At 67.1% G+C, this 16,680-nt stretch carries 18 protein-coding genes and 1 tRNA gene; 12 read left to right on the top strand and 7 right to left on the bottom strand.

What is annotated here, in order from left to right; translation table 11 throughout:
- The first annotated feature begins 1 nt into the window (after window position 1).
- Window positions 2–97: transfer RNA gene (locus tag BMW54_RS18725), tRNA-Sec, on the top strand.
- Window positions 98–99: 2 nt separating this feature from the next.
- Here the strand turns inward: BMW54_RS18725 and BMW54_RS04155 are convergent.
- The gene (locus tag BMW54_RS04155; RefSeq protein ID WP_090053211.1) at window positions 100–924 is read right to left on the bottom strand and encodes an SDR family oxidoreductase; all 825 of its coding nucleotides are present in this window, start codon (window positions 922–924) and stop codon (window positions 100–102) included.
- Between the two features lie 96 nt (window positions 925–1,020).
- Here BMW54_RS04155 and BMW54_RS04150 point away from each other — a divergent pair, with 96 nt between their 5' ends.
- Complete coding sequence (locus BMW54_RS04150) at window positions 1,021–1,920, top strand: LysR family transcriptional regulator (protein WP_090053210.1); 900 nt, start codon at window positions 1,021–1,023, stop codon at window positions 1,918–1,920.
- On the opposite strand, the gene selD is transcribed toward BMW54_RS04150, so the two are convergent.
- Complete coding sequence (gene selD / locus BMW54_RS04145) at window positions 1,917–2,957, bottom strand: selenide, water dikinase SelD (RefSeq protein WP_090053208.1); 1,041 nt, start codon at window positions 2,955–2,957, stop codon at window positions 1,917–1,919. The genes BMW54_RS04150 and selD overlap by 4 nt on opposite strands.
- 80 nt (window positions 2,958–3,037) lie before the next feature.
- Here selD and BMW54_RS04140 point away from each other — a divergent pair, with 80 nt between their 5' ends.
- Window positions 3,038–4,090, top strand: a complete 1,053-nt coding sequence (locus BMW54_RS04140) for a permease (RefSeq protein WP_217642597.1) — start codon at window positions 3,038–3,040, stop codon at window positions 4,088–4,090.
- A gap of 30 nt (window positions 4,091–4,120) precedes the next feature.
- Here the strand turns inward: BMW54_RS04140 and BMW54_RS04135 are convergent, their stop codons facing one another.
- A complete protein-coding gene (locus BMW54_RS04135) occupies window positions 4,121–5,128 on the bottom strand; it encodes a zinc-binding alcohol dehydrogenase family protein (protein ID WP_090053206.1) in 1,008 nt (335 codons plus the stop codon).
- A gap of 102 nt (window positions 5,129–5,230) precedes the next feature.
- On the opposite strand from BMW54_RS04135, the gene BMW54_RS04130 reads away from it, so the two are divergent.
- Window positions 5,231–6,178 carry a GlxA family transcriptional regulator gene (locus BMW54_RS04130; RefSeq protein WP_090053205.1) on the top strand — a complete coding sequence of 316 codons (948 nt, stop codon included), beginning with the start codon at window positions 5,231–5,233 and terminating at the stop codon, window positions 6,176–6,178.
- 111 nt (window positions 6,179–6,289) lie between these two features.
- Window positions 6,290–7,186, top strand: coding sequence for an AraC family transcriptional regulator (locus BMW54_RS04125; protein WP_090053203.1), 897 nt, complete (start codon window positions 6,290–6,292; stop codon window positions 7,184–7,186).
- Window positions 7,187–7,211: 25 nt separating this feature from the next.
- Here the strand turns inward: BMW54_RS04125 and BMW54_RS04120 are convergent, their stop codons facing one another.
- On the bottom strand, window positions 7,212–7,664 hold the full coding sequence (locus tag BMW54_RS04120; RefSeq protein ID WP_090053202.1) for an acetyltransferase: 453 nt from the start codon (window positions 7,662–7,664) through the stop codon (window positions 7,212–7,214).
- Window positions 7,665–7,740: 76 nt separating this feature from the next.
- A complete protein-coding gene (locus tag BMW54_RS04115; protein ID WP_090053200.1) occupies window positions 7,741–8,079 on the bottom strand; it encodes a DUF3140 domain-containing protein in 339 nt (112 codons plus the stop codon).
- Window positions 8,080–8,163: 84 nt separating this feature from the next.
- On the opposite strand from BMW54_RS04115, the gene BMW54_RS04110 reads away from it, so the two are divergent.
- From BMW54_RS04110 to BMW54_RS04095, 4 genes are all read left to right on the top strand, one after another.
- Complete coding sequence (locus tag BMW54_RS04110) at window positions 8,164–9,027, top strand: class I SAM-dependent methyltransferase (protein ID WP_090053199.1); 864 nt, start codon at window positions 8,164–8,166, stop codon at window positions 9,025–9,027.
- Between the two features lie 130 nt (window positions 9,028–9,157).
- Window positions 9,158–10,363 carry an MFS transporter gene (locus tag BMW54_RS04105; RefSeq protein ID WP_090053197.1) on the top strand — a complete coding sequence of 402 codons (1,206 nt, stop codon included), beginning with the start codon at window positions 9,158–9,160 and terminating at the stop codon, window positions 10,361–10,363.
- Window positions 10,364–10,416: 53 nt separating this feature from the next.
- The gene (locus BMW54_RS04100) at window positions 10,417–10,809 is read left to right on the top strand and encodes a limonene-1,2-epoxide hydrolase family protein (protein ID WP_090053196.1); all 393 of its coding nucleotides are present in this window, start codon (window positions 10,417–10,419) and stop codon (window positions 10,807–10,809) included.
- 372 nt (window positions 10,810–11,181) lie between these two features.
- On the top strand, window positions 11,182–11,550 hold the full coding sequence (locus BMW54_RS04095) for a hypothetical protein (RefSeq protein WP_090053194.1): 369 nt from the start codon (window positions 11,182–11,184) through the stop codon (window positions 11,548–11,550).
- 116 nt (window positions 11,551–11,666) lie between these two features.
- Here the strand turns inward: BMW54_RS04095 and BMW54_RS04090 are convergent, their stop codons facing one another.
- Window positions 11,667–12,356, bottom strand: a complete 690-nt coding sequence (locus BMW54_RS04090; protein ID WP_217642596.1) for a hypothetical protein — start codon at window positions 12,354–12,356, stop codon at window positions 11,667–11,669.
- A gap of 314 nt (window positions 12,357–12,670) precedes the next feature.
- Between BMW54_RS04090 and BMW54_RS04085 the strand changes: the two genes are divergently transcribed.
- Window positions 12,671–14,638: a M13 family metallopeptidase gene (locus tag BMW54_RS04085; protein WP_175472755.1), complete on the top strand. Its 1,968-nt coding sequence runs from the start codon at window positions 12,671–12,673 to the stop codon at window positions 14,636–14,638.
- A gap of 22 nt (window positions 14,639–14,660) precedes the next feature.
- On the opposite strand, the gene BMW54_RS04080 is transcribed toward BMW54_RS04085, so the two are convergent.
- Entirely contained in the window at window positions 14,661–15,437 is a 777-nt protein-coding gene (locus BMW54_RS04080) for an SDR family NAD(P)-dependent oxidoreductase (protein ID WP_090053191.1), read from the bottom strand.
- Window positions 15,438–15,552: 115 nt separating this feature from the next.
- On the opposite strand from BMW54_RS04080, the gene BMW54_RS04075 reads away from it, so the two are divergent.
- On the top strand, window positions 15,553–16,467 hold the full coding sequence (locus tag BMW54_RS04075) for a LysR family transcriptional regulator (protein WP_090053189.1): 915 nt from the start codon (window positions 15,553–15,555) through the stop codon (window positions 16,465–16,467).
- Between the two features lie 13 nt (window positions 16,468–16,480).
- The gene (locus BMW54_RS04070) at window positions 16,481–16,675 is read left to right on the top strand and encodes a 2-hydroxymuconate tautomerase (protein WP_090053188.1); all 195 of its coding nucleotides are present in this window, start codon (window positions 16,481–16,483) and stop codon (window positions 16,673–16,675) included.
- The last annotated feature ends 5 nt before the right edge of the window (window positions 16,676–16,680 follow it).

The raw sequence follows: 16,680 nt of genomic DNA, 5'->3' as shown, positions 1-16,680 counted from the left end.
TGGAAGAGCAACGTCCCCGGTGGGGCGTCCGGACTTCAAATCCGGGTGAGGCAGCCAGACTGTTTCGGGTGGGTTCGACTCCCATGCTCTTCCGCCATTTCAGCCGCCGAACTGCCGCCGCATGAAGGCCATGTACTCGTCTTCCGAGGTTTCCCGGCGAGCCTTGACGAGCGGCTTGATGTCTTCGGTCGCCACGTAGCGGAGGCGATTCGTGCCGTCGGTGACCGCTTCGTGGATCACGCCTGCCACGTCGTCGGACGTCGCGAGGCGGTTCGCGCGCAGGCCTTCGAAGATCTTCGCCGCGTTCGCCACGAAGGTCTCGTATCCCTCGGGAATCGTCGCCTGACCGAACTCGTCCGTCGAGCGCGCGCTGAATCCGGTGTCCAGCACGCCACCCGGTTCCACGATCTTCACTACGATGCCCTGCGAGGCCAGTTCGTACGACAGCGATTCCGAGAAGCCCTCGAGAGCGAATTTGCTCGCGTTGTATAGCGAGATCATCGGCAGCCCGAACACCCCCGCGCCGGAACTGACGTTGACGAAGGTGCCCCGTCGCCGCGCCCGGAAATGCGGCAGCACGGCCCGCGTGACGTCCATGACGCCGAAGACATTCACGTCGAACTGCTCCTGGATCTTCTCGCGGCTGGCCGCCTCGAAGATCCCGAACAGGCCGAAACCGGCGTTGTTCACGACCGCGTCGATCGCGCCGAATCGTTCGATCCCCGTGGCGACGGCTGCGTCGATGCTGGCGCGATCCTGCACGTCGAGGCGCACCACGAGCACGTTGGGCAGCGTGGCCAGAGCGGCGCCCGCGCCAGGGTCACGCATGGTCGCGACCACGTTCCACCCGCGGGCGGCGAACAGGTTCGCGGTGGCACGGCCGAAACCGGTCGAGGCGCCGGTGATGAGGACGGTGGGGTTCATGAGCGGTCTCCGTTGAGTGACATCTACAAGCTAGATGCGCGTCACTGTGCTCACAATCAGGCTTATCCCGGATGCGTCGATGAAGGATTTCGCACAATGCAGAAGACGGGCCTGCCAGAACTCCACGCGGTACTCGCCGTGGCGACGCATCGCAGCTTCCGCCGCGCGGCGCTGGCGCTGGGCATGTCGGCGTCCGCGCTCAGCCACGCAATCGCCACGCTCGAGCGTCGCATGGGGGTATTGCTCTTCCATCGCACCACCCGCAGCGTCTCCCTCTCCGAGGCGGGCGAGGCGTTCGTCGCACGGATACGTCCGGCACTGGAGGAAATCGCCGCGGCGATGGACGAAGCCAACGATTTCCGCGACAGCCCGGCGGGAACGTTGAGGATCAACACCTCGGAGGGCGCGGCGGCAATGGTGCTGCGACCGATCCTGCTCGAGTACGTCCGTCGTCATCCGGCGATGCGGCTCGATGTCGTGACCGAGGGCCGTTTCGTCGACATCGTGGCGGAGGGTTTCGACGCGGGCATCCGTACGATCGATGCGGTGCCGCAGGACATGGTGGCCGTTCCCTGCAGCGGTTCGCTGCGCTTCGTTGTCGTGGGCTCCCCCAGTTACTTCGAGGGCCGGTCAAGGCCGAGGACTCCGGAAGACCTGCTGTCGCACGTCTGCATCCGGAGCCGTCTGCCGAGCGGCGCCTGGTACCGCTGGGATTTCGCGCGCCATGGCGAGGAGCGCACCGTGGACATCGACGGCCCCCTCGGGTTCGACAACCACCACCTCATGATCGCCGCCGCGCTCGACGGCATGGGCCTGATCTGGACCAACGAATGGTCGGTCGCCCCGCACCTGTCCACAGGCCGGCTGGTCGCGGTGCTCGAAGACTGGTCGCCACGCTTCGATGGCCTGTGCGTGTACTACCCCGCGCACCGCCACATGACGGCCGGCCTTCGCGCTTTCATCGATCTGGTCAAGGAGAAGGCCGGAGACGTCTAGACGACATCGACACCGGGCGCGCCTTCGACGACCGAGCCGACGATGCTCGCCCGCGGATAACCCGCATCGACGATGCGACGAAGGATCGTCTCGGCATGCGCGGCGTCGCACGCGACCAGCAGTCCACCCGACGTCTGCGGATCGGTCAGCAGGTCACGGCGCCACGGCGGCAGATCGTCCGCGAACGCGATGCCGTCGCCATAGCTGGCCCAGTTGCGCTTCGACGCGCCGGTGACGAAGCCAGCCTGCGCCAGCGCCTCCGCCTGGGCGAGCCACGGCACGGCCTTGTGCTCGATGGCGAGACGAACCCCACTGCCGCGCGCCATCTCCAGCGCATGGCCCAGCAAACCGAAACCGGTGACGTCCGTGATGCCATGCACGTCGTCATCCTTCGCCAGCTCGTGCCCGATGCGGTTGAGCAACGTCGTGGAAGCGATCATCTCGTCGTACGCGTCCTTGGGCAGCGCTTCCTTCTTGAAGGCCGCCGAGTACACGCCCACGCCGATGCCCTTGGTCAGGATCAGCGCATCGCCGCGCCGCGCACCGGTGTTCCGCCGCACCTCGCCCGGTGCGCACAGCCCGATCGCTGCGAGGCCGTAGATCGGCTCGGCCGAATCGATGGAATGCCCGCCCGCGATGGGAATACCGGCCTCCGCGCACACCGCCTCGCCACCCGCGAGAATGGCGCGCACCGTTTCCGTGTCTATCTTGCCCAGCGGCATGCCGAGGATGGCGAGGGCCATGATCGGCTTGCCGCCCATGGCGTAGACGTCCGACAAGGCGTTCGTCGCCGCGATGCGCCCGAAGTCGAACGGATCGTCGACCACGGGCATGAAAAAGTCGGTGGTGGCGATGACGCAGGTGCGGTCGTCGACCTGCCAGACGGCGGCATCGTCGCTCGATTCGGTGCCGACCAGCAACTGAGCGAAGGGCATCGCGGAAGGCTTGTCGGCGAGCAGGTCGCGCAGCACGGACGGTGCCAGCTTGCAGCCACAGCCGCCGCCGTGGGCAAGTTCGGTCAAACGTGGAAAAGTCATGACAGATTCCAACAAGTGCGCGATAGCGCGCCGGTATGTTTGTGCGGCAGCATAACGCAGAGCCAAATCCAGGGGTCCCCATGTCCGTCGCCACCATGCGCTCCGCGCGCACCATGCGCTGGTCCGTCTTCCTCCTACTCGCCGTCGCGGGCCTCTTCTACGTGAAGTGGTATCCGTATTACGGGCGCGCGTTCGAGGCGGCGGCGAATCATTCCATCGGCAAGTCGATCCTGATGGGTGACGCGGCGAGCGCGCCGGCGGCGTCGTGGGACGCGGCGCTCGGCTACGCGGTGGCGTATGGCAAGGCGATCTGGAAGGCGATGCTGCTCGGTCTGCTGCTCGGCTCGGCGCTGCAAGCGCTGATCCCCGCGAGCGCGGTGCATCGCGCGCTCGGCGGACGCGGCCTCGGCAGCACGCTGATGGGCGGGCTGATGGGCATTCCCGGGATGATGTGCACCTGCTGTGCCGCACCGGTGGTGGTCGGCCTGCGCAAACAGAACGCCGCGCCGGGAGCGTCGGTCGCCTTCTGGCTCTCCAACACCATGCTCAACCCCGCCACGCTCGTGTTCACCGGCTTCGTGCTCGGCTGGCACTGGACCGGGCTGCGCCTGGCACTGAGCATTCCCCTGGTCTTCGGCCTGGGCTGGCTCGCCAATCGCCTCGCCGGTCCGGGAGAACCCATCGTCGCGACGCCTCCGGCGGAACCGGAAACGCACACGTTCGGCGACGTCCTCGTGCGCTGGGGGCAGATCTTCCTGCGCATGACCGTGCGCCTGATCCCCGAGTACCTCGTCATCGTGCTGTTGCTCGGCGCGGCGCGCGCGTGGATGTTTCCGCACGTCGGACCCGACGTGGGCGATCAGTGGTTCTGGGTGCTGGGTCTCGCGCTGGCCGGCATGCTCTTCGTCATCCCGACGGCCGGCGAGGTGCCGATCGTGCAGGCCATGCTCGCGCTGGGCGTGGGCGCCGCGCCCGCGGCCGCCCTGCTCATGACCCTGCCGCCCGTGAGCCTTCCGTCGCTCGCGATGCTGGTGCGTTCGCTGCCGATGAAGCTCCTCGTCACCATCGCTCTGACGGTCGTGGCATTCGGTGTCCTCGCCGGCACGCTGGCGAGCCTGCTCGGCTTCCGCTAGCGGCGCGGCGAGGCACACGCCCGATCCGGCTCAGAACCCCTCGAGGACCAGCTTCCCCTGCACGCGATGGCTTTCCAGCAGCGCATGCGCCCGACGCAGATTCGCGGCGTCGATGCGACCGAGGTGTTCACCGACGGTGGTGCGCACGACACCCTGGTCGATCAGCGTCGCGACGCGATCCAGCAGTTCGCGCTGCTTGCCCATGTCCGGCGTGCGGTACATGGAGCGGGTGAACATGAACTCCCAGTGCAACGAGATCGACTTTCGCTTCAGCGGCATCGCGTCGAGCGTGGCCGGGTCGTCGATGAGGGCCAGCTGCCCCTGCGGCTTCAGGACCTCGACGATCTGCGCGTAGTAATCGCCCGTATGCGTCAGGCTGATCACGTGATCCACCTGCGGATGCCCCGCCTCGACCAGTTGCGGACCGAGCGGCTTCGTGTGGTCGATCACGTGATGCGCGCCAAGCTCCCGCACCCACGCCTGCGTCGCGGGACGGGACGCCGTGCCGATGATCGACACGCCGGTCAGCTTCCGCGCGAGCTGCACGAGGATCGATCCCACGCCTCCCGCGGCGCCGATCACCAGCAGGCTCTGCCCTTCACCGCCGCCCTCCGGAATGCGCAGACGGTCGAACAACAGCTCCCACGCCGTGATCGCCGTCAGCGGCAGCGCGGCCGCTTCGGCGGAGGAAATCGAGCGCGGCGCGTGTCCCGCGATCCGTTCGTCGACGAGTGTGTACTCGGCGTACGAGCCGGGACGCGTGATGTCGCCGGAGAACCATACCCGGTCGCCTTCGCGGAAGCCTTCGACGCCCGCGCCGGCCTTCTCGACCACGCCCACGCCATCCCAGCCGAGGATGCGCGGCGCCGGGGGCTGCACGGCCGCGCGCAGCTTGGTGTCCACGGGATTGACCGCGATGGCCTCGATCCTCACCCGCAGATCGCGCGCGCCCGGCTCGGGAAGGGGCACGTCGACGTCGTACAGAGCGGTGGGATCGCTGGCCGGAAGCCCGGCGCGGTCGTAGACGATGGCTTTCATGGCGCTACCTTTCGTGAACAGAAGGTTGCATTATGCAAGTCGCTATGGTGCGGATAAACGACAATAACGACCACGAATCAGGACACGGCACAGGACCACGCGATGCATCGGATCGGCTATCTGCTCACCGAAGGTTTCCAGGTGATGGCCTTCGGCACCCAGACGGTGTTCGAGATGGCCAACGTCGTCGCGCGGGAGCCGGTCTACCGTGTCACGAACCACTCGCTGGCTGGCGGTAGCGTGACGTCGTCGCTGGGTGGCCGCGTGAGCACGGATGCCGTCACCGATGGCACGGACGCGGACACGTGGATGATCTGCGGCGTCGTCGATCCGACGCTTCAGGTCGTCGCCGACGACGAACTCGCCTTCCTCCGCGCGGCATCGACGAGCAGCCGCCGCGTCGCGGGACTGTGCACCGGCGCTTTCGCGCTCGGCGCCGCCGGGCTCCTCGCCGGCCGCCGCGCCACCACGCACTGGGCGTTCGCCGATGCCCTGCGCGCGCGCCACCCCGACGCCCGGGTCGAGGCCGATCGCATCTTCATCGCCGATGGCGCCATCTGGACCTCGGCAGGGCTGACCGCGGCCATGGACCTCTCGCTCGCCATGGTCGAGGACGACCTGGGCCGGGACGTGGCGAACCAGGTCGCCCGCGTCCTCGTCATGCATCACCGGCGCGGTGGCGGCCAGTCCCAGCATTCCGAGCTGCTGCGCATGGCGCCACGTTCCGATCGCGTGCAGGCGGCGCTCGACTTCGCGCGAAGCAATCTCTCGCGGCCGCTGTCGGTGGACGAACTGGCCGCGGCCGTGCACCTGAGCGCGCGTCAGTTCAGCCGGGTGTTCCAGGCGGAAACCGGCACCTCGCCCGCGAAAGCGATCGAACGCCTGCGCCTCGAGGCCGCGCGTACGATGGTCGAGCGCGGCCGGCATGCCCTCGACACCATCGCGCGCGAGACCGGCTTCCGCGATCGCAAGCACCTGCGCGACGCCTTCGTGCGTGGGTACGGCATCAGTCCCCAGGCGCTGCGCCGCGACGCGCGCGCGGCGGCCTGACCGCGATCGCGACGGCTTACCCCCCGACGTGCGGGCGATTCGCACGAAAGTGGCTTTGCATGCGCGAACGCATCGCCTACCCTGCCATTGCCGACGCCCCTCACCGTACCCATGACGACCGCGACACCCTTCTCACGTACCGAGCGGCTCCAGCCGTTGCCGGAGAACGTCCTCTCGATCACGGGGCGCCACCATCACTGGGCGGGTGCGCGCGTCGACATCCACGAACAACGTAGCCGGGGCCGCGTGTGTCACCACCTGTGCTACGAAAACGAGACGCGCCTTTCCGCCCTGCTCGAGGAAGTCGGCACGGGCCGGGCCGAACCGCGGATCAAGGCCGACAGGCGCTGCGAGGTGGAATACCAGCCCGGGCACATGACGCTGGTCCCGGCGGGCATGGACCTCTACGGCCACAGCGACGACATCGTCTACATGAAGGACGCGACGGTGGCGTTCGATCTCGACGTGCTCGAGCGACGCTTCGAGGGCATCTTCCAGCGATCGGCGTTGCTGGCGCCACGGGTGCGCATGGTGGACCCGCGCATCGCCTCGATCCTCCGGCTGCTCGGCGAGGTCGTCGAGAACGACGACCCCTCCGTGCAGCTTTACGGCGACAGCCTCATCGCCAGCCTCGTCGCGTGCCTGATGCGGCCCGGTCGGCCGGTCGAGACACCGAAAGGCGGGCTGGCGCCCTGGCAGGTGCGAAGGGTCACGAACTACCTCCACGACCGGCTACCGCTGCGCGTCGACCTCGAGGAACTGGCCGGCGTGGCCGGATTGTCGCTCGCGCATTTCAGCCGCGCCTTCAGGCTCTCGACCGGCCTCGCCCCGTACCAGTGGCAGCTCGACATGCGCATCAAGCGCGCGCAGGAGTTGATGGTGACGACCACCGATACGCTCGAGGACATCGCGGAATCCTGCGGCTTCGCGGACAACGCCCATTTCGCGCGCACGTTCAGGCGATTCGCCGGGTGCACCCCATCGGCCTGGCGTCGCAGCCGCGCCTGACGCGGCGCGCGCCATACCGACGAAGCTACGCCGGGCCCGATGTCGGTTCCGCCAGATGCAACAGCGGGAACGGCCGGCCCTCGCCGTCCGTCTCGGAGCGGGAGACCACCACGAAGCCGCGCGCTCGATAGAACGCGAGGGCCGCCGGATTCTGTTCGTTGACGTCGACGGTCAACGCCCCCTTCAGCATGCGCGCATGCGCGAGCAGCCTCGATCCCACGCCCATGCCGGCGTGCGACGGATCGACGAACAGCGCCTCGAGCTTCGCGCCATCGAGGCCCATGAAGCCGATGGGCTCGTCATCCTCGCCGGTCAGCACCCATACCTCCAGCTGCGCGAGCGCGCCATCGCGCACCGCGGGAATGAGCGCCTCGATATCGGCTTCCGATAGAAAGTCGTGCGTCGCTCGTACCGAGCGCAGCCAGAGGGACAACAGGAGCCCGGCGTCGCCGGATCGCGAAAGGCGGATGGTCGACATGATTCGGTCAGGATGCATCAGGGATGCGGAGCGTACCGTTTTGTGATGCGCGACGCGAAGTCTCCGTCCACCGGCGCTATCGCCGCAACGGATCGTGACCCCAGTTCATCAGCGAATAACGCCACGGCGTGTCTTTCACGTTCCCGGCCGGTCGCTGCGCGAGGTGCCGTGCCACGTAACCATTCACCTTGCGCATGTGCCTGAGGTCGCCCTCGGTGAGATCGCGCTGCGCTTTGCCGAGCAATCGCACGATACGCCGTCCCGACGCGTGGCCGACCGACTCGCGCCCACCCTCTTTCGCGCCCACCGCTTTCGATTCGTCCGTCGCGAGCCACGTCTCGAGGCGCTTCGCGGTCATGTTCACCGCTGCGTGAAAGTCCTTGATGATGCTCGCGCGTTCGTCGTCGATGCTCATGGCGATATCCCGTGCCCAGGTCCGCGTACTCAAACATCGCCGGGGTCGACATAATGTCTGCGGACAGACAAGGAAATCCGTGCGATGTCGTTGAACGATCTTTCCGCCGCCCTCGCCGCCATCGTCGCCGGACGCGACGACGACGCGACCCACGCCTTGCGGCGCGTCTCCGGTGACGGATCGATCATGGCGCGCGCATTGCTCCACGCGCTGAACGACGGTGCCACGGGTGGCGCGTACGACGAGGCGGCCGCCTTCCAGACTTTCATCCGGGCCGGCGGCAACGTGCCGCTCTACGCGTCGGTCGGCGACACGCTGGCGGCCGTGTACGACGAGCGGCGTCCCGCGACACTGCTGGACATCGGCACCGGCGACGGCATGGCCCTGCTTCCCGCGCTGGCGAAGGCATCGCATCCGCCGGCCGATGTCACCGTCGTCGAACCGCATCCCGGTCTTCTGGCGTCGCTGACCGCCCGGCGGCCGGACGTTCGCGCGATCGCGGCGACGCTCGAGGCGTTCGCCGCGAGCCTGACCGAAAACGATCGCTGGGACCTCGCCCAGTCCACCTTCGCACTGCAATCGGTCGCTCCGGAGGCGCGGCGCGAAGCGCTTCGGCTCCTCCGCCCGCACGTGGGCGAACTCGCGATCGTCGAGTTCGACGTACCCGATCTGGCGTGGGCCAGCGACGAGATGAGCGCCTCGTTGGCCCGCCGCTACGAGCGCGCGGCGAGCGAGTACGGCGCGGACGCGGAACTCGTCGCGGGCGGATTCCTCGCACCGATGCTGCTGGGCCAGATCCGCGCCGCCCGACCCTCCAACTGGGAGCAGCCCATTGCCGCATGGATCGACGAACTGCGCGATTGCGGTTTCGTGCGCATCTACGTCGAGCACGTGCACGATTACAGCTGGGCGCCGGCCATGCTCCTGAGCGCGTCATCGCAGGCCTGACGCGAAAGATCGGCCCTCCCGGGAGCGATGGATCTTCAACTGCCCGTTGAAGGTGATGTGAGCGGCCGTGCGCTACCGCCGTGCGGTCGCGGCACCCAGACTAGGCCTATGCCTTTTGCAGAGAATCGCCATGTCCGTTGCCCACACTACCGTCGGCGCCGGCGACCGCGCGTCGCCATGGTCCGCCGTCGTCTCGGTGTCGCTCGGCGCGTTCGCGCTGGTCACCAGCGAATTCCTTCCCGTCGGCCTTCTGCCGCAGATCGCGCGTGACCTCCGCATCACCGACGGCGAAGCCGGGCTCATGGTCACCATGCCCGGCTTCCTCGCCGCTGTCGCCGCGCTCCTCACGCCCGTCGTCACGGCAAGGCGCGACCGGCGCAGCGTGCTCCTGGCCCTCCTGGTCCTGCTCGCGGCCTCCAACGCCGTGGTCGCGCTCGCCGGCAACCTGCCGATGCTCTTGCTCGGTCGTGTGCTGCTCGGCATCGCGGTCGGTGGCTTCTGGACGATCGGTGGGTCCGTCGGGCCGCGGCTGCGCCCGGGCGCCGAAGGCGTGCGCGCCACGTCGATCATCTTCTCGGGCGTCTCGCTGGGCACGGTCGCGGGCGTTCCCGCAGGCGCGCTCATCGGCGGCATGATCGGCTGGCGCTGGTCGTTCGCGGGCGGTGCGATCATGGCACTCGTGGCGCTCTGCGCGCTCGCCGCGCGCTTGCCTTCGCTACCGGCGCAGCCGGGCACCGGCCTCAGGCAGATCCCGGCCTTGCTGAAGCATCGCATCGCACTCACGGGCCTCGTGGCGACCGCGCTGCTCTTCGTCGGACAGTTCGCGACGTACACCTACGTGACGCCGTTCCTCAACCAGGTGGCGAACATCCACGCGGGCACGGTCAGTGCCGTGCTGCTTGGCTATGGCGTGGCGGGTTTCGCGGGTAACGCACTCGGAGGCTGGGCCGCCGGCCGCGACGTGCGCAAGGCGCTGAGCATCACGGCGCTCATCGTCGGCGGGTCGGTCGTCCTGCTCGCGCTGACGGGCGCGCATCCCGCCGCCGCAGTCGTCGCCGTCATCGCCTGGGGCGTCGGCTTCGGCATGATGCCGATCGCCATGCAGACCTGGCTGTTCAGCGCCACGCCCGACCGCCTGGAAAGCATGGCTTCCCTGTTCGTTTCCATCGCGCAGCTCTCCCTCGGCACCGGCGCCCTGCTCGGCGGTCTCGTCGTCGATCACCTCGGCGTGGCCGCCACGATGTGGATGGGTGGCGCCATGGCGATCGCGACCGCCGCCCTGATCTTCCAATCGGAGCACGGACGGCGAGTGGTATCCGTAGCCTGCTGCGACTGACGCCCCATTCAACCCGACGGGACCCGTGTCCCGTCGTCTTTCGAGGAACTTCGATGAACGATACGTCCCCCCTGGCACTCGCCCGCCTCTTTTTCGGCCACTGGAGCGGCGGCCGCATCGACGACGCGCTGGCCATGCTCGCCGACGATGTGCTCTACGACAACGTGCCCCTGCCCGACATCGTCGGACGGAGCGGCGTGGAAACGTTCCACAAGGACTTCGGCGTCGGTCGCGACTACGCGGTCGACTGGCAGGTGGTCAGCATCGCCGCCGCGGGCGACGTCGTGCTGAACGAGCGCCTGGACCTCTTCCGTCACGTCTCCGGCGCCGAAATCTCGCTGCCGGTCATGGGCACGCTGACCTTCGTCGATGGAAAGATCACCGTGTGGCGCGACTACTTCGACCTCGGCACGTTCGAGCGGCAGCTCGCTGCGATTCCGGCGTAAAAGGCGGCGCGGCGAACGTTTGATGGTGTGTTACACGTCTCGGCCCCGCGCGAGGGGCGGCACTCGGCGGCCACGACTGCTTAGGGCCGACCCGATTGCATGTCGACCAGAGTACGAACATCATCGCCCTGGTCATGTCGGCCGTATCGATAGTCACAGGCGAGGTCGTAACGAGGTATGTCGAGCGTGTCCATTCACCGTCCCCGCGTTCACTACATGACCTTTGTACTCGGTCAATCTCTCGTCGTTTCGCTCACCTTGCTCGGAGGGTGCGCACGGCCGCAGGCTTCGATGCCGGCCGCACCGCCACCAGCGCGCATTGCCGCTTCCAGCTACGAAGCGCTTCCCGCCGCGAGCGGCGCCCGATATCACATGACAACCCAGCAGCACGCATCGGGTGCGCAGCCGGTCGCCAACGATCCCCCGGCGTACCCACCGGGCTGGATCGCGGCGAACCTGCCGCCCGTGACGATCCGAGCCAAGGTCATCGTCGACGGTGCGGGCAAGGTCACCGAGGTACGCGACCTCGACGACCTCGGAGACCCACAGCACGTCGCCTTCTTCGCGGCGACGCGCGAGGCGGCGATGCACTGGACCTACACCCCGATGACGGTCGTGCAGGATCACGAGGATGCCAGGGGCAACTTCAGCACCACCCGGAGCACGTCCCCCTTCAGCCTCGATTACGCGTTCCGCTTCGAGCTCCGGGACGGTAAGCCCGTGGTATCGGCAACGCGCTGAGACGACGCTCCGGCCGGTGATGACTCTGAGAACGCAACGAAACGCATCTATTCGCCACTCTCCACCGGCCGTCACATCACGAAGAACCAGGCGCCGATCGGATGAGGATTCCGAGGCTAGTTCGCGTTGAAGTTCGAGATCACCCGATACTTGATGTGATCGTTAGTCGCCTCCAGAATTTCGAGTCGCGCACCCTTGTAGCCTATGGTCGCGGATTCCGATAAATCGTACTCGACGTCATTACTGAAAGCTGGTCGCGCCACGTTTCCCGAAAACTCGCGATAACCGACATTAACCTTCTGACCTATTTTTCCACTGTAGATCAATGTCTGCTGGAATGACTCATCGGTAGCGATAGCCTTCACGACCCGGCGAAAGTCATCGCTCTTCTTGCAGACGGATGCATTGAAGACTGTCACGACGCAAATTCGGTTGTCGCCTTTGTATGCCTGAACGGCCTGAAATGGGTCAGCAAGAGCAGCCTTCTCGATTCGGCCGCCATCGGCTGTAGGGCTCGGCACATAGAAGTCCGAGTTCTTGTTCTCACCCTGCTTTACGAAGTAGCCGTGGTGAAGCGTATATGGGCTGAACAGCCCGATGTTGACATCCTTCTGAAGAAGAAGGGCCTCACGCTCGAAGAGCACGCCTTGCTTCAGCATTTCATCGCCCACCGACGCGGTAACGATCTGTCCTACGGCAGGCTCACTCAGGCGCGTTGCTTTTGGCGCGTAATTGTATTTCGGAGCGACACATGCCGAAAGCATGAGCGCTGAGCAGACCATTGCGGTGCGATAGAAAAAGAGCATGCGTAAGTTCCCCTGAAGTATCCGGTCCAACACGGTCACGGCGCTCCGAGAAACCTTTCGAATCCCTCAGGCACGGCTGTAGCCGGAGCTATCGGCGATCGACCGGGAATCTTTAACGAATTTCGCCATTGGCACCACGCGCGACTACCGACCACCTCGCCGTAGGCACCGGTGAGCGCCGGTGCGACGCCATGGAGAGGCCCGGTCGCGGTGGAGGTACCGCCAACGAGGACAACAAACAGCAGGAACGTTCCTTGCGGCGGGACGACGCCCACCAACAATACGTATTCTCTTCCCTGCGCGTCTTCGCACTCATGCTCAGATCCGTTTTCGCCGTCCTGGCCATCGCCAGCGCCACGGCCTCCGCCGCTTCGTTCGACATCCGCGGCATGGATCGCTCGGTCCGGCCCGGCGACGACTTCTATCTCTACGCCAACGGCCAATGGGACAGGGACACCGTCATACCGGCCGGCGCCCCGTTCGTGTTCGGAACCGTCAACGCGCGACGGACCTCCATCGAGCGGCTCGGTTCGATCGTCGACGAGCTGGCGGCCGATCCCGCCTCGCGCGCGGGAGCGCTGTACCGCAGCTTCATGGACGAGGCCCGCCTGGATGCGCTCGGCCTCGGGCCGGCCGGACCCATGTTGCGGGCGCTGACGGGCCTGCGCAGCAAGGAGGCGGTCGCCGAAGCGATGGGCCGCTACGGGAACCTCGGCGTCTCGACATTCCTGGCCGGCACCGTCGACGACGACGACCGCCGTCCCGGCCACCGCGCGCTGCACTGGACAAGTGACGGCCTCGGCATGGGCGACCGTGCCTACTACCAGCCCGGCACCGCGGATGCGGCGAAGGTCGCGCAGGCCTACCAGGCCTATGCCAGGCAGTTGCTCGCGCGCGCCGGCGTACCGGATGCACCGCGTCTGGCGGCCGAGGTGCTGGCGTTCGAACGGCAGCTCGCCGCGCCGAATTCGCCCGAGGGCGGCACACCGGTGTACGACAAGGTCAGTCTGCGCGACATGGAGCGGCGCATGCCCGGCGTTCCCTGGCACACGGTGACGCGCGCGTTCGGTTGGCCGGAAGGCCGCGCCATGCTCATCGACGAACCCGAGGTGCTCGCGGTGCGAGCCGCGGCTTTCCGAAAGGCGTCCGTGGAGACGCTGCGCGCCTACCTCATCGTACGCTTCCTCGACGCCTATGCTCCGTACCTCTCGCATGACGTCGCCGATCTGGCGTTCGCCTTCGATCAGGGTGTGCTGAAGGGCGTGACGGCGCCGAAACCGCGGAAGGAGCGCGGAGCCGACCTGATTCGCCGGTTCATCCCGGACGATGTCGAGTCGATCTACGCCGCCCGGTACTTCTCGGCCGCCGCGCGTGCCGAGGTGAAGGCGTTGACGCGACACGTGCGCGATGCGTTCGCCAGGCGGCTGGCCAACGTCACTTGGATGGACGACGCGACCAGGAAGCGCGCACTCGGCAAACTCGACAACGTCATCATCGAGGTTGGCTATCCGGATACCTGGCGCGCATACAAAGGGCTGCGGTTCGAGGACGACGATCTGTTCGGCAACGTCGTCCGCGGCGAGGCATGGCAGCACGAATGGAACGTGGCGCAGCTGGACGTGCCGGTCGATCGCCACGAATGGCGCTGCCTGTATCCGTCGACGGTCAACGCGTGCTCCGACGACACCCGCCTCGCCCTGTTCCTGCCAGCCGGCTTCTTGCAGGCACCCACGTTCGATCCCGATGCCGACCCCGCGCAGAATTACGGGCGTCTTGGCGAGACGGTGGGCCATGAGCTCACGCATCAGTTCGACAGGGCCGGAAGCACGTTCAACGAGGACGGCCTTCGCGCGCCCTGGTGGCCGGCCGCCGTCCGCGAGCGATTCCTGGCGCGCGAGGACGCCCTGGTGAAACAGTACGACGCGTACGAAGCCGCGCCGGGCATGCGCGTCGATGGCAAGCGCACGCTGGGCGAGAACACCGCTGACCTCGGCGGCCTCAACATCGCCTACGACGCGTATCGCGCGGCGTTGGATGGCAAGGAACCGCCGGTCGTCGATGGTTTCACCGGCGACCAGCGGTTCTTCCTGTCCTTCGCGCAGAACAACCATGGAAAGTACACCGCGGACGGTCTACGGCACGTCCTACTCACGAACGAGCACGCCCCGGGCCACCAGCGGACGTTCGAGGTACGCAACGTCGATGCCTGGTACCGCGCGTTCGACGTCGAACCGGGCGACAGGCTTTACCTGCCGCCCTCCGAACGGGTCCGTATCTGGTGACGGACCTTGCGCCGTCCCGTCTTCAGACCTGCGCCTGGCCACCGTCGACGAAGAGCTCGATGCCGGTGATGAAGCTGGCTTCATCGGACGCCAGGAACGAGACGGCCTTGGCGACCTCGTCCGGCGTGCCGGTGCGGCCGAGCGGGGTGATGGCCTCCATGGCGGCGACGTAGCCCGCGATCTGCTCGTCGTTCATGCCGAGCTCGGTCTTGTAACCCGGGGTGACGACGACGCCCGGCGCCACGACGTTGATGCGGATGTCGCGGCCCTTGAGGTCGCTGGCGAAACTGCGCGCCAGCGACCGGACGGCCGCCTTCGTGGCCGCGTAGACGCCGAACGTCGCGGGGCCCTTCACCGACACCATCGAGCCGTTGAGCACGATCGCCGAGCCGGGGCCCATCAGCTGCAGCGCCTTCTGCACCGTGAACAGCGTACCCTTCACGTTGATGCCGAAGTACTTGTCGAACTGCGGCTCGGTGACCTGGTCGAGTGCCGTGAACTCGCCACCGCCGGCGTTCGCAAAGAGGATGTCCAGCCGGCCGCTGCGCTCGCGGATCGTGTCGAAGATGCGGTCGAGGTCGGCGGCGACCGCGATGTCACCCTGGATCGCCGTGGCGCCGATGCGCGCCGCCACCTGGGCCAGTTCGCCTTCGCGACGGCCGGTGATGTAGACGGTGGCGCCCTCGCGGATGAACCGCTCGGCGGTGGCCTCGCCGAGACCGGAACTGCCGCCGGTGACGAGGACGATCTTGCCGGCATGGCGGGTCGTATGGACGTTGCTGTTGGCGAGCGTATACATGGCGAAACTCCGGTGAGTGAAGCCGCGTCGCGGCTGATGGCGACAGTTTCGCTATTTAGCCTCGGCCAATAAACTGGCATATTGCGATTACTTTATTTCTTTGCAGGAATAATCCGTGGATCGTCTGCTGGCCATGCGCGTGTTCACCCGGCTCGTCGACACCGGCGGTTTCGGCAAGGCCGCCGATGCGCTGCGGCTGCCCAAGTCGACGGTCACCAAGATGATCCAGACGCTCGAGTCGGAACTCGGCGTGCGCCTGCTGGAGCGCACCACGCGCCGGATCTCCGTCACCGCCGAGGGCGCCGCCTATTACGAACACACGCGGCGGATGCTGGCGGATCTGGACGACTTCGAATCCGATCTGGCGGGAGGCGGCAACAGCCCGATCGGCCCCTTGCGGGTCGAGACGGGCGGCTCGGTGGCCGCGCGACTCCTGATTCCGGCACTGGGCGAATTCCGCGAACGGTTCCCCGGCATCGAACTGCAGATCGGCGTGAGCGATCGGACCGTCGATCTTTTGAGCGAAGGCGTGGACTGCGCGATCCGGAGCACGGGGGACGATCCGGCGGTCGTCGCACGGCAGATCGCCGAACTGCCGTGGGCGCTCACCGCCACGCCTGCCTACCTCGCCAGGCAAGGTATGCCCGAGACGTTGAGCGATCTGAAAGACCACGCGATGGTCGGCTATTTCTCCGCGCGCACCGGGCGCTCGCAGCCGTTGCGGCTCAGCGATCCGTCCGGCGCGGTGCACACGGTCGACATCGCGCGCGCGCTCGAGGTCAACGAAAGCAACGCACATTCGGCGGCAGCGCTCGCGGGGCTCGGCCTCGTGCAGACCCTTCGCTTCCAGGTCGCGGATGCGCTCGACGACGGGCGTCTGGTCGATGTCATGCCGACCTGGCAGCCGCCGCCCCTGCCCGTCTATCTCGTCTACCTGCCGACGCGGCGGCATAATCCCCGGCTTCGTGCCTTCGTCGAATGGGTCGCCCAGGCGCTCCCGGCGCGGGCCGGCGCCTCACCCATCACCTGACAGCGAGACCGATATGCCCATCGTCACCGTACAGATGCTCGAAGGCCGCAGCGACGCCCAGAAGGAGGCGCTGATCGCCGACCTGCACGACGCGGTCGTGCGCCACTTCGGCGTGGCCGACCAGGCGGTGACCATCGTGCTGCAGGAAAGCGAGGCCGCGAACTGGGCCGTGGGTGGGAAAAGCATAAGACAGCTGCGCGGCGGTTGACGCGC

Origin of the sequence: Luteibacter sp. 329MFSha (genome assembly GCF_900111665.1) — a bacterium.
Lineage (GTDB): Bacteria > Pseudomonadota > Gammaproteobacteria > Xanthomonadales > Rhodanobacteraceae > Luteibacter.
This window is presented reverse-complemented; position numbering and strand designations above follow the sequence as displayed.

Bases quoted from the DNA above. Each gene is read 5' to 3' on its own strand.
- BMW54_RS04155 (WP_090053211.1), bottom strand. From the start codon at position 924: ATGAACCCCACCGTCCTCATCACCGGCGCCTCGACCGGTTTCGGCCGT.
- BMW54_RS04150 (WP_090053210.1), top strand. From the start codon at position 1,021: ATGCAGAAGACGGGCCTGCCAGAACTCCACGCGGTACTCGCCGTGGCG.
- selD (WP_090053208.1), bottom strand. From the start codon at position 2,957: ATGACTTTTCCACGTTTGACCGAACTTGCCCACGGCGGCGGCTGTGGC.
- BMW54_RS04140 (WP_217642597.1), top strand. From the start codon at position 3,038: ATGTCCGTCGCCACCATGCGCTCCGCGCGCACCATGCGCTGGTCCGTC.
- BMW54_RS04135 (WP_090053206.1), bottom strand. From the start codon at position 5,128: ATGAAAGCCATCGTCTACGACCGCGCCGGGCTTCCGGCCAGCGATCCC.
- BMW54_RS04130 (WP_090053205.1), top strand. From the start codon at position 5,231: ATGCATCGGATCGGCTATCTGCTCACCGAAGGTTTCCAGGTGATGGCC.
- BMW54_RS04125 (WP_090053203.1), top strand. From the start codon at position 6,290: ATGACGACCGCGACACCCTTCTCACGTACCGAGCGGCTCCAGCCGTTG.
- BMW54_RS04120 (WP_090053202.1), bottom strand. From the start codon at position 7,664: ATGTCGACCATCCGCCTTTCGCGATCCGGCGACGCCGGGCTCCTGTTG.
- BMW54_RS04115 (WP_090053200.1), bottom strand. From the start codon at position 8,079: ATGAGCATCGACGACGAACGCGCGAGCATCATCAAGGACTTTCACGCA.
- BMW54_RS04110 (WP_090053199.1), top strand. From the start codon at position 8,164: ATGTCGTTGAACGATCTTTCCGCCGCCCTCGCCGCCATCGTCGCCGGA.
- BMW54_RS04105 (WP_090053197.1), top strand. From the start codon at position 9,158: ATGTCCGTTGCCCACACTACCGTCGGCGCCGGCGACCGCGCGTCGCCA.
- BMW54_RS04100 (WP_090053196.1), top strand. From the start codon at position 10,417: ATGAACGATACGTCCCCCCTGGCACTCGCCCGCCTCTTTTTCGGCCAC.
- BMW54_RS04095 (WP_090053194.1), top strand. From the start codon at position 11,182: ATGACAACCCAGCAGCACGCATCGGGTGCGCAGCCGGTCGCCAACGAT.
- BMW54_RS04090 (WP_217642596.1), bottom strand. From the start codon at position 12,356: ATGCTCTTTTTCTATCGCACCGCAATGGTCTGCTCAGCGCTCATGCTT.
- BMW54_RS04085 (WP_175472755.1), top strand. From the start codon at position 12,671: ATGCTCAGATCCGTTTTCGCCGTCCTGGCCATCGCCAGCGCCACGGCC.
- BMW54_RS04080 (WP_090053191.1), bottom strand. From the start codon at position 15,437: ATGTATACGCTCGCCAACAGCAACGTCCATACGACCCGCCATGCCGGC.
- BMW54_RS04070 (WP_090053188.1), top strand. From the start codon at position 16,481: ATGCCCATCGTCACCGTACAGATGCTCGAAGGCCGCAGCGACGCCCAG.